This window comes from Methyloglobulus sp., from assembly GCF_040079455.1.
GTDB lineage: Bacteria > Pseudomonadota > Gammaproteobacteria > Methylococcales > Methylomonadaceae > Methyloglobulus.
This window is the reverse complement of the sequence record NZ_JBEBKJ010000014.1, coordinates 45,022-56,556: the sequence shown is the minus strand read 5'-3', so window position 1 is coordinate 56,556 and position 11,535 is coordinate 45,022. Positions and strand designations below refer to the sequence as shown.

At 44.1% G+C, this 11,535-nt stretch carries 12 protein-coding genes; 6 read left to right on the top strand and 6 right to left on the bottom strand.

Translation table 11 applies throughout. From position 1 onward, the window contains the following. Window positions 1-1,056: 1,056 nt before the first annotated feature. From ABL924_RS05345 to ABL924_RS05335, 3 genes are all read right to left on the bottom strand, one after another. The gene (locus ABL924_RS05345; RefSeq protein ID WP_349026040.1) at window positions 1,057-1,455 is read right to left on the bottom strand and encodes a glycine zipper family protein; all 399 of its coding nucleotides are present in this window, start codon (window positions 1,453-1,455) and stop codon (window positions 1,057-1,059) included. A gap of 101 nt (window positions 1,456-1,556) precedes the next feature. Further along, window positions 1,557-4,040 carry an FtsX-like permease family protein gene (locus tag ABL924_RS05340; RefSeq protein ID WP_349026039.1) on the bottom strand — a complete coding sequence of 828 codons (2,484 nt, stop codon included), beginning with the start codon at window positions 4,038-4,040 and terminating at the stop codon, window positions 1,557-1,559. Next, complete coding sequence (locus ABL924_RS05335; protein ID WP_349026038.1) at window positions 4,037-4,720, bottom strand: ABC transporter ATP-binding protein; 684 nt, start codon at window positions 4,718-4,720, stop codon at window positions 4,037-4,039. Before ABL924_RS05335 ends, ABL924_RS05340 begins: the two co-directional genes overlap by 4 nt. Here ABL924_RS05335 and ABL924_RS05330 point away from each other — a divergent pair. The 5 genes from ABL924_RS05330 to ABL924_RS05310 all read left to right on the top strand — a co-directional run bounded on the left by ABL924_RS05330 (window position 4,719) and on the right by ABL924_RS05310 (window position 7,769). Then, window positions 4,719-5,321 carry an arylesterase gene (locus ABL924_RS05330; RefSeq protein ID WP_349026037.1) on the top strand — a complete coding sequence of 201 codons (603 nt, stop codon included), beginning with the start codon at window positions 4,719-4,721 and terminating at the stop codon, window positions 5,319-5,321. The genes ABL924_RS05335 and ABL924_RS05330 overlap by 2 nt on opposite strands. Before the next feature lie 20 nt (window positions 5,322-5,341). Continuing rightward, window positions 5,342-5,770, top strand: a complete 429-nt coding sequence (locus ABL924_RS05325; RefSeq protein WP_349026036.1) for a heme-binding protein — start codon at window positions 5,342-5,344, stop codon at window positions 5,768-5,770. Window positions 5,771-6,376: 606 nt separating this feature from the next. After that, on the top strand, window positions 6,377-6,709 hold the full coding sequence (locus tag ABL924_RS05320) for a hypothetical protein (protein WP_349026035.1): 333 nt from the start codon (window positions 6,377-6,379) through the stop codon (window positions 6,707-6,709). Window positions 6,710-6,819: 110 nt separating this feature from the next. Continuing rightward, the gene (locus ABL924_RS05315; RefSeq protein WP_349026034.1) at window positions 6,820-7,275 is read left to right on the top strand and encodes a hypothetical protein; all 456 of its coding nucleotides are present in this window, start codon (window positions 6,820-6,822) and stop codon (window positions 7,273-7,275) included. Window positions 7,276-7,463: 188 nt separating this feature from the next. Next, the gene (locus ABL924_RS05310; RefSeq protein ID WP_349026033.1) at window positions 7,464-7,769 is read left to right on the top strand and encodes a hypothetical protein; all 306 of its coding nucleotides are present in this window, start codon (window positions 7,464-7,466) and stop codon (window positions 7,767-7,769) included. A gap of 227 nt (window positions 7,770-7,996) precedes the next feature. Here ABL924_RS05310 and ABL924_RS05305 read toward each other — a convergent pair whose 3' ends face one another. Continuing rightward, on the bottom strand, window positions 7,997-8,380 hold the full coding sequence (locus ABL924_RS05305; protein ID WP_349026032.1) for a hypothetical protein: 384 nt from the start codon (window positions 8,378-8,380) through the stop codon (window positions 7,997-7,999). Window positions 8,381-8,698: 318 nt separating this feature from the next. Then, window positions 8,699-8,974 carry a hypothetical protein gene (locus ABL924_RS05300; protein ID WP_349026031.1) on the bottom strand — a complete coding sequence of 92 codons (276 nt, stop codon included), beginning with the start codon at window positions 8,972-8,974 and terminating at the stop codon, window positions 8,699-8,701. A gap of 515 nt (window positions 8,975-9,489) precedes the next feature. On the opposite strand from ABL924_RS05300, the gene yrfG reads away from it, so the two are divergent. Next, complete coding sequence (gene yrfG, locus ABL924_RS05295; RefSeq protein WP_349026030.1) at window positions 9,490-10,146, top strand: GMP/IMP nucleotidase; 657 nt, start codon at window positions 9,490-9,492, stop codon at window positions 10,144-10,146. On the opposite strand, the gene ABL924_RS05290 is transcribed toward yrfG, so the two are convergent. Beyond that, on the bottom strand, window positions 10,109-11,473 hold the full coding sequence (locus ABL924_RS05290) for a DEAD/DEAH box helicase (RefSeq protein WP_349026029.1): 1,365 nt from the start codon (window positions 11,471-11,473) through the stop codon (window positions 10,109-10,111). The genes yrfG and ABL924_RS05290 overlap by 38 nt on opposite strands. Between the last annotated feature and the right edge of the window lie 62 nt (window positions 11,474-11,535).

Below are 11,535 nucleotides of genomic sequence, written 5' to 3'. Positions count from 1 at the left end.
CACTCAAAACTAGGCTGTCAAACCCCGTTGGAATTTGTGAGGGATTTTGATAGGAATGCCGCCTAAAAAAGTGTCCGGTTTTAGTTGACCATTACAGTGGTTTGGGCTAGGTCCTTCCAGGACATGGGCTGTTGCTCGGTCTTGAATAAAGGCTTATTTTACCTGTTTTGAGGCTTGGGGTCGTGCAAAGGTCTCGTAATCATAGAGCCATAAAAAATACAACCCTCATCTGAACACTTGTCTGCCTGATAACCTTATCGAGCAAGTGAAAGAAAAGCTATTGCCAGTTCGACCATTATGTGCAAATTATATTCAAAAAAAGTATTCCAGAATTTAATGCTTATGAAATTTTAGAAATAGAATAAATCAAAAACATGGCTATGAACTTGCCACGGATCGCTAAATATAAATTCTGATCTGTTTACCTGGAGAACAGGGATAAACGACAAGTTTTTAGGAATATCAGCTGCACTTTTCGGATGTAAATCCATGTATTCAAGCCCCAAACATATTAAGGTTGTTTTATTCATTGTTGCGTTCGATACCGAGTAACATCTACGAAAAAGCTCGTGAGAAAATCATTTAAATTGGTAGATGTGCCCACAGGGGATGGTTCAATCCCATGAGTTCCGTCCTATTTGCAGTCTTTCAAGCAAGTGCCCTTCATTAGATCCCTGTCTGCACCTTTGTTAATAGCTATGATTATGCGCCTACATTTTTAAGCAATGAGCATCTGTTGTTGACGATGTGAACGTTAGCTATCGGAAAGTGTGAGCGGCTGTAATTAGTCGACAACAGGCGGCCAAAACTCGGTCAATTTACTCATTGTGAGCGACCGCTTCCGCGTTTTTGGCCGATTACACTTCGGAGTTGAATCCGCCGTTAAATTACTAAATCCAAGTGGCTGGTTGAAATATAAGGGTTGCTTGGTTAAACAGTTACTCAGTTTAGCTAAAAAACCGTAACGGAAAAACTCAAAGTTTTCATCAGTATTAGAATAGCTAAAAAAGCAACACATTCATGTGTTGCTTTTTCATAAAATATTGATTTACAGGCTTATCTGATCACGTTATGTCCACGACCGCTCATACATTGATTATAGGCATTACGGAATCTGTCTTCAGCTGTAAAGCCTTGCTTGGCTGCGCCGCCAAAGCCACCCGCCGCCGCACCTATGGCCGCTCCCGCTGCTGGATTTCCCGTGAATGCGCCGACCACGGCTCCACCCGCAGCGCCGACCAAGCCACCTACGCCAGCACCAATTGCGGTTTCTTTTACAGTGCTGCCACCAGATGAGTGTTGTGCTAACTGTCTGCATTCTTCCATATCCTGATTGATACGATACGCGTTTGGATTGTTGTAGGTATCAACGGTAGGCGTGTAGCCTCCTTGACTGTAGCATGCTGATAACATCAGGGCGCTTGTAATAAGCATACTGGCTTTAACTATTTTCATTTTTACTACCTCGTTGAGTGATTGTTTACATTGTTGGCGTTAGTTTAGACCATCAATTATGAATGCTCCATGAATAGGGTCAACATCATAGAAAAACAACATTAGCTCTCTCTTAAAACCCGAAGTGGTGGGCTGGTGACAACACGGCGCACACCCCAACACCCTGCTAATCCAACCATAAATGCACCGATTAACGGTAAGGCAATCCATAAGTACCAGGTTGGGGCGTAATCCAAATGCAACGCCTTTGAATACAGTGCAAAGAGCAAGGCTTCTGAAATCATCACCGCCAGCACACCAGAAACCAACCCCAGCAAAGCAAATTCTATAATATGTGTTCGTCGCAATAAAGAACGGTTAGCACCGAAAGTCCGTAGCAATGCGCTCTCGTAGATACGGTTGTCCAAGGTCGAATAAATTGCCGAAAACAAGACGGTAAAACCTGCCATTAGCGCAAAATACAGCAGGTAATTGATGGCTTCAGTCAATTGCGAGAGGATAGTTTTAAATTGTTTTAGGATTAAATCCACTTCCAAAATTGTTATCGCTGGATAGTGTTTTACCAGTTGATTTAGATAAGTTTTTTTGTTTTCTGGGAGGTAAAAACTGGTTAAAAAAGTGCTTGGAAATGATTCTAAAGTCCCAGGTGAAAAAATCATATAGAAGTTTGGCTTCATAGTGTCCCACTGGAGCGACCTTATATTACTGACGGTTGCAGTTAATTGCTGACCACCGACGACAAACAGTAATTTATCCCCAAGATTAATTTTTAGGCTCTCCGCCAGTTTTTGCTCGACCGAAACTTCTGGTTTTTTTTCAGGAGACCACCACGTACCGACAATGATTTTATTGTCTTCGGGTAGCTTTTCTGTCCAAGTCAAGCTCAGCTCCCTATGTGTCGCGCTTTCCCCTTGCGAATCTTTACTGACAATTTTTTTTACAGGTACGCTGTTTATCTCCGTTAGCCGTCCTCTTATCACCGGAAAAAATTGACTGTTTTCAATACCGTTGTCTTTAAATTCTGTTTGCAGCCCAGGTAATTGTTCAGGGAAAATATTTAGGGCAAAATGATTAGGCGCGTGTTCCGGCAATTGTTTGTGCCAGTTTTCGATCAAATCGCTACGCACGGTGAAACTTAGTGTCATCGCCACTAGCGTGATGGTGAAGGCAAGGATTTGACTGACTGTAGCGCGGCTATTTCGCAATAAGCCTTGCAAGCCGAAGCGCCAATTCAAAGGCATGGAAGACAAATACCGATGCGCCAACATCAGCATCAAGTAAACCAGCAAGCCAAGAACCAGCAATAACACTAAACCCGCACAGAAAATAGTTACCGTCATATTGAGGTCTTCGGTGTATCGCCAGATCAATATCCCCACAATGCCACCTGCCAAACCGTAAACCAACCATGCGCTGGTAGGTAAGGGTTCTAAGTCACGGCGCAATACTCTGGCCGGAGAAACTTTTTTAAGACGAAGCAAGGGCGGTAAGGCGAAGCCTATTAGTATCGTCATGCCCGTCATCATGCCAAAGAAAATCGCCAACCATCCTGGATTGGCAACGCTTTGGGGCAGTAAGTTCCGTAACAACTTAAAGAGCATTTCCTGAACAAACCAACCCAATCCGCAAGCTAAAGCGCTGGTCAATAAGCCCAAAAGTAGAAATTGACTGATAAACAACCAAAGCACCTCGTTTTGCTTACAGCCCAGGCAGCGCAGGATGGCAGTCGCATCCAGATGACGCTCGGTGTAACGCCGGGTAGCCATGGCGATAGCCACACCGGAAATAATGATGACCACAATGCTGGATAAGCCCAGATAGCGTTCTGCACGGTTCAATGCCGAACCTAACTCAGGGCGGTCTTCATGAATATCCATGATGCGCTGGGCAAGATTCAATTGTGGTTTAACCCAGCGTTTGAATTCAGCCAGTTGCGTCTGCTCACCGCTAAACTGAAAAAAATAATGGACGTGACTGCCCGGCTGGATAACTCCGGTTTCCTGTAAATCCTGCTTATTGATTATCACGCGCGGTGACAGGCTGTAAATATCACCCTGCTTATCTGGCTCGTAAGTAATGATTTTACCGATCACCAGTTTTTTTTCGCCGACCATGATCAGACCACCTACGTTAAGCTTAAGTGCCGACAAAACCCGCTTTTCTACCCAGGCAAATCCAGGCTCTGGGCCTTTGTGTTCGATAGTTTCATCTGCATAATCTGATGTGGTGGTTTTTAAAAAACCGCGCAGAGGATACAAGTTGCTAGCGGCTTTAATCCCCGCAAGCAATAATTCGTCATTCTCGATCAGGACACTGGAGAATTCTGCCGTTTGTGCTTGCGCTAAATTCAGTTGCTTTGCTTTTTCTAACCAGGATTCAGGAATGGTGGCATGGCTGCTGATAACCATATCAGCCGCCAAAAATTCAGCGGTTTGGTTGGTCATCGTTCGTTCCAAACGGTCTGAGAACAGCGCAATGGCTGTAGAACTGGTGACCGCAATCAGCAAAGCCAGAAACAGGATGGTCAGCTCTCCCGCACGGCTATCTCGCCAAAGCAAGCGCACGGCGAGGCCAAACGGCTTCATACTATTCTCCCAGCATCTAGCTTGATGATGCGTTGGCAACGATTTGCTAAGGTTTGGTCGTGGGTCACCAATATTAATGTCGCATTGTTTTCAAGATTCAACTCAAACAAGAGTTCTATGACTTTTGCCCCCGTTTTACTGTCCAGATTACCGGTTGGTTCATCAGCAAATAAAATGGCAGGTCTGGACACGAATGCCCGCGCCAATGCCACGCGTTGTTGTTCTCCACCGGAAAGTTGTCTAGGTGTGTGCGTGAGGCGTTCAGATAAACCTACCCGTTCTAATAAGCTAATAGCCGCATTCTTAGCATTTTTGTCACCTCTCAACTCCAGCGGCAGCATCACATTTTCCAGCGCAGTAAGCCCTTGCAGTAATTGGAAAGACTGGAACACAAAGCCGACCAACTGATTACGCATTGCCGCCCTACCATCTTCATCCATGCCGGTTAGGGATTTGCCATTAAGACTAATCGTGCCGATAGTCGGCGTATCCAACCCTGCCAGTAAGCTGATTAACGTCGATTTTCCTGAGCCGGATTCCCCAGCGATGGCGATGCTTTCGCCAGATGCCACCTGCAAGTTAATATCTGCCAAGATATGCAACGTTCCACTGGAAGTCTTAACTGACTTACCGAGATTTTCAGTTACAATGATGTTTCTTGATTGTTGAGTTTGCATCATGCTTAAGTATTTGGTTGCGATGGTTTTTGCGTTAGTATCCGTGTCCGCCACGGCAAAATCAATTGTTGTGTTAGGCGACAGCCTCAGTGCCGCTTACGGAATTGAAGTGGGACAGGGCTGGGTGGCTTTGGTTCAGAACAAGTTACAAGAAAAGCACAGCGACTACAGCATCAACAACGAAAGTATCACCGGCGATACCAGTGCCGGAGGATTGGCGCGAATTGACGATGCGTTGACCAGGCATAAGCCCAGCGTCGTCGTCATTGAGCTGGGGGCGAATGACGGTTTACGGGGGCTGTCGCCCGCTATCCTGAAAAACAACCTTGCCGAAATCACCCGTCGCGTACAGAAATCCGGTGCTAAGGCATTATTGCTCAGTATGCGAATTCCGCCCAATTATGGCAAACGCTACACCGAGATGTTTTACAATGTCTATCCGCAATTGTCCAAAGAGTTAGGCGTACCTTATGTGCCTTTCATTCTTGAAGATGTCGCATTGGCGAAACAATTGATGCAGGCAGATGGCCTACATCCCAATGAAAAGGCACAAGCCATGATTGTCGAAAAAATATGGCCGCATTTAGTTAAATTATTAGAATAAAAGCAGAAAAGAGATCTCAAATGACACCACTTACACTTGAAAAAGCCAATAAAATCATCAACGCCGCCACCCAAAAAGCCAGGTCATTAAACATGGCTCCACTGACTGTGGTGGTACTGGACGCATCGGGACATCTGAAAGCGTTGCAAAGGGAAGATGGCGCGACCGTCATCAGGCAGCAAATCGCCACGGCGAAAGCTTGGGGGGCCGTCAACATGGGCATATCCTCACGAAGTTTGGCGGCGGTAGCAGAACACCGCCCAGATTTTATGAATGCCTTGATTACCATCGCAGAAGGGCAGATTATGCCAGTTCCTGGCGGCGTATTGATCCGTGACAAAGGTAACACGATTATCGGTTCTGTCGGTATAAGTGGCGATTCATCAGAACAAGATGAGCGTTGCGCGATTGCGGGGATAGAGGCGGCGGGGTTTGTGGCGGGGGTTTAGATAGCGATGGATTTTGCGTTTAGAATGTATTAAAAAATCCGTTCGTGGTGAGCCTGTCGAACCAATGGGATGGACTTGCACAAAATATGTAACCGTCATTCCGGCAGGGATTGCCGGAATCCCGAATACAGGGATGTGAAAATATTAATGTGTCGTTAACGCGACGAGTATTTGAATGTGGGCTCTCGTATCCACGGACGAGATACTTCCTTTTGCTTCTTCAAGCCACAGGGAGGTGGTGAATGCGGTTGTGCAGGAGTACAATCAGCAAAAGAAAGTATCCAAAGAAAAGGCATCCCACCCCCTAGGGCTATTCTCGATAAACGCTCCGATGGTCAGCGCAGCGTACGGGATAGAGAAGTTAACTGTGGGTTAGGCGCACACAACAAATCACGCTAAGATTGTTTAAAGTTACCCGTGCGACGTAACCCAGCATTGGGCGGCAATTTTATCGCCAAACGTTGGGTTACGACGCGACCAAACACACATGGTTGTTTTGTCATTGTTGCCATGCGCGTCTAACCCAACCTTACCGGGCTTGGGGCTGCATTCCCACGCGGAGCGTGGAAATGATGAATGTTTTTCAAAGAATTTAACGGGGCTTAAATGTTAGCACGCTTAAAAACAATCCAATCTCAACTTGATAAATTAAAACTTAGTGAGTTTTCTGTTAAGCAACTTTACAAGGATATAGAAGATAAGATCAATGAAAGAGAAGGAAAAATAGAGGAAGTATCACGCATTGTTATTGATTTAGAAACAACTATAGGTGCTAATATCTATTGGAATCACCAAAGTGACTTAGCTCGGTTTACTGAAAAGAATTTAACTAATATCGGGACGCATTGGATAAATACCATAAACAATGATGCCGATTGGTACTTTGTACAAAAAGAAGTAAGAAGTACTGACTTATTGATTCGGCCTTTTAATGTTTGAACCGTTCGTGCTGAGCTTGTCGAAGCACACAAGCCTTTCGACAGGCTCGAGGCGAACGGAAGTTAAAACTTCACAAGGCCGAATCTATAGATTGGCTATTAATACAAATATTGATAGTACTTACATACTTAAATCAAAAAAAAGCAATCGATGAAAAGATTAGTAATTTTTTATTACCGAACATCAAAATATATGTAGCAAACTGGTTTGACGGAAAATACATTGCTATCTTGATTCAAACGTTAATGTTTTTAATTAAGTGGATTGTAATTCTTAGTATATTAATTGCGTTGTTTGCCAATTCAAGTGAAAACGTAGCGTATGGCTTGCTTGGTTGTGGATTTATTTTTTATTGGTTATATGGGCATTATAAAAACAAAATGCTTTACAACAAGTACAAGGAAGATGGTAATGAGAAGTTATTAATGATTCAGCGTGTATATGATTTAGTAGCGAGTTCAAATGTACATTGGGATATTTTAGAAAAAGAATTAGACACAACTAGAATGAGTGGGATCACGTGGCCGAGTGCTTTACATACAGCAATTAAGCAAAATAAAAAATAATAAGCACGTAGGATGCGGTTCGTAACTCACCGCATCCTACATTAACGCACGTTACGGGTTGAGATACGAGAAGGCTTAAATATATTAGCAGAGCAGCTCCGTACGGAAGTAACGCGAAAACGTGGTTTTTTTGGATAGTGCCGAGGGTGTCGTGCATTCTCCAAGTTTCGTTTTTTGAAGAGAACTTTATGGCAGCAGACTGCAATCAAGTGGACTGGTATTTAGAATTCCTTAAGGTCACGCCAACTTTGATCGTTGGGATTATTGCTGTAATTATTACTTATCAACAACGCAATATCGCCAAAGCAAAATTAAATCTCGATCTATTTGAGCGGAGATTAATGATTTTTAATGAAACGTGGGTGGTGGCATCAAGCGCGATTCAAAGCGTTGAACCTATATATGCCCCACCTAGCTTTACAAATTTATATCCCGAAGCCTCTTTCTTGTTTGGTGGTGAGGTTGAAACATATATGAAAGAATTAGCACGGTAGGTTGGGGTGAGGAACGAACCCCAACATAACATCGTTCATTATGTTTGTTGGGGTTAGCAAGTTAACTCCTCTACAATTGTCTCCATCTCACGTATGCCGCTCCGAGTATCGGAGCATTTATCGGAAATAACACGTAAGGCGGATTCGCCGTGAGGCAATCTGCAAAAATGCAATAAAAGGAGTTAGTTGTGCTGATTACCCGTCGAAAATTTCCTGAACCTGATACCTTATTTGTTAATGTAAACATTCCATGCCCGTAAAGCATTGCAACCGTCATTGCTTTCGGAAGTCACTTTAATCCACGCTTTACCTTCCAGCAAGGGTTCGGGCAACTTGCCCTTGACACGGAAATGCCCACTGGCAAGCGGCACGATGTCAGCATCAAGCAATTTATTATTCACCCACACCTTGATGGTTTTACCATCGGTATTGTCTGAAGTCATAAACTCGAATTCTTGGAACGAGCTAACGTGTGCGTTATCGAGCGGTTTTTCTTGGATAAATTTTGGCGGATGGCAGGTAACAATGAAATCGCCATGATGACCGGTGCGTGCCCCAGAAACTGCATTTGCCGATAGCAGCAAGAATAATAAAAACAATATATTTTTCATATATCACGATCCTATAACTAATTATTTATGTACCTAAATAACGGCCGAACTTGGATCTCAAAATGAACCTTGGTTGCTCTCATAGTCCATCGTAACCTAGCGTTAGGGTATATTCTTATACATCAGCCGTGTTGATTTGGATCAAGAATTCGGCATCCATCTGATTGAAAAATTAAAATTTTTGACCTTGTACGGTGGGATGGTTGCAGGGCGAGGTTAGCCGCGCAATTCACTATGCCTAAACTACGACTGGTGTCCATGCGCGGCGTAACCCGCCGAATGTGATGGGCTTCACTTTAAGCACATCCTGCAACCTAATTACTGTGCAGCCGGTTTATCCTGCTGCTGGCCCTCTGGCGGTGTTTGAGTTTCTGCTGGTTGCCCTTGCTGGGCTTCAGCCGCTTTTTTAGCTTCGGCCTCTTTTTTTCTGTTTTCAAGCTTTCTTTCTTTCACAGCCCTTTGTTCCGTGGCCTCATTTGCAGCTTTACTCCCACTACCACCGAGCTCTGCCTGGGTTAGTGCAGGAAATAAAAGTGCTGACAGCGCACAAAAATATAATGGCAAAATAATTTTTTTTGATCTGAAATTCAACATAATCACCCCTTTTATTTAAAAGTGTTTCAAAATTAGTGCAACGCGGTAAGATGTTCAAAAAATGCGAACTGACAACATACACTTCTACGACTATTTACACCGTAAATTAATTCAATAAAGATGCAAACTTTTTGCTTGCGAATGCCATAAAAGCCTGAAATAGTCAAACATCTGGGAAGGGTGCATTTCATGCGCCATAAAACGACAAATCATGAAACTGTCAGATTTGGGAGAGTGTTGCTACAAACACCGATGATTTTGGTGCGTAAAACGCACCCTAGTATGCTATGACAATCGCCCCGTTCCCGTATGCCGGGCCAAGTACCGGAGGTTTTGGCGGGAATCGCCTGAAGGGGTGCGGCAGCGAGGTAGCCTGGATGAAACATAGTGGAATCCAGGGTTATTAGTCCCCGTATTACGCTCTTTTCCTTACGGGCTACGTTATTTTAATGTCAAAGTTAATGGTTTTGCATCGTACTTCAGATTAAATCTAAGCTTAAATATAAATCACTCTCATGGTTAATTGGAAAGAAATTGATACGGTATTCCTAGATATGGATGGCACTTTGCTGGATTTGCGGTTTGATAACCATTTCTGGAAGGAGTTTGTGCCGCTTAAGTTTGCAGAAAAAGAAGGGTTGTCGGTTGACGATGCCAAAACTCATCTGATTCCTCGCTTCAAAAGCAAAGAGGGAACATTGGATTGGTATTGCCTAGATTATTGGAGCGATACCTTACAGTTGGATATTGCCGGACTAAAAGTCGAGCTTGCCGAATTGATAGCGGTGCTGCCTCATGTCAGCGAGTTTTTGGAGAAGATCAAGCAATCTTCGCAGCGGGTTCTGTTAGTGACTAATGCCCACCGCGACAGCCTGGATTTAAAGATGGAGAAAACGGGTTTGCTGCCGTTTTTTGACGGCCTGGTTAGTTCCCACGATTTTGGTTTGCCTAAAGAACATGCCGATTTTTGGCATCGCCTACAACATCAACATTCTTTTGAAAAGCAAACGACGCTATTGATTGATGACAGCCTTGCGGTGCTGAATTCAGCCCGTCAATACGGGATTGTCCATTTGGTGTCGGTAAGCCGCCCAGATTCTGGGTTGCCCAAGAAGGAGATAACAGATTTCCCTGCTATCGAGGATTTTCGGGAGTTAATGCGGGGGCTTTAGGTTTACGATTTTGGCTGTGTGGCGGACGTTTGGGACGCTGGGCTGGTCTGAATTCTTTAGGCTTTCGTTCTGGCTTTATGACCTCTGCCAATAATTCTTTGACTATGGCTTTGACGGGGATTTTTTGTCCGATAAATTCTTCAATATCCGGCATGGAATAGGCATATTCCTCGCAAATAAAGCTGATGGCTTCGCCGCTTGCACCAAACCGCGCTGTCCGTCCTATCCGGTGAACATAATCTTCTACATCTTGGGGTAAGTCATAATTGATAACGTGGGAAACATCGGCGATGTGCAAACCTCTAGCCGCAACATCGGTGGCAATCAGCAGTGAAATTTCGTTCTCCTGAAAACTAAGCAATAACTTCTGCCGTTTTTCCTGCGGTACGTCACCACTTAAAGCAGCAGTTTTGTAGCCATTAGCATTAAGTGTGGCATCCAGTTCTTCCGCACAGCGTTTGGTATTGACGAAGATAATGCTTCGTTGCGGTTGGTCGTGTTTCAATATACCCAATAGCAGCGGTATTTTTTGCTCGTTTGACGGGCAGTAAGCACTTTGATTGATAGCTTTGGAGGTGACTTCTTCGGTCTCAATTTTCACCAACACTGGGTTGTTCATATGCTCATAAGCCAGTTCAGTTACCTTATACGACAAAGTTGCCGAGAACAGCATGTTCAGGCGTGTTTCCGGTGCTGGCATACGGCGCAGTAGAAAACGGATATCCTTGATGAACCCTAAGTCAAACATGCGGTCTGCTTCATCCAACACCATGACTTTGACATGATCTAGCGTGAACGCGTTTTGTCGATAAAAATCGATAATACGCCCTGGCGTACCGATAATAATATCGACATTTGATTTTACTTTGACCAGTTGCTTTTGGTAATCCGTGCCGCCATAGATTAAGGCAAATGTAAGGTTAAGATGTTTGCCCAATTGCAACGCATCTTTATGAATTTGAATGGCTAATTCTCTGGTTGGTGCGAGTATGATCGCTCTGGGATAATTGATGGTTTTGTTTCTAACAGGTTTAACGATTACCTTTTCTACTGCCTCATCAATAGCATCTTCATCGTCATCCTCTTCTTCATCTAGATCAGTTTCATCATTGATAAGGTGCTGAAAGGTAGCCAGCAAAAATGCCGCCGTTTTGCCTGTTCCAGTTTGCGCTTGACCTGCCACATCCTTGCCCCGTAGTGCCAAAGGTAGGGTTTTATCTTGTATCGGTGTGCAGTGATGGAAGCCCGCTTCTTTTAAACCTTGCAGGATGGCCTCGGACAACTCAAGGTTGCTGAAAAGGATTTCGGTTAAATGGGTATTATTCATGGGTTATAGCATACCGTAAAAAGCAGTTTAGCCGAAAATTGATTGACGGCTTAGTTTATCCC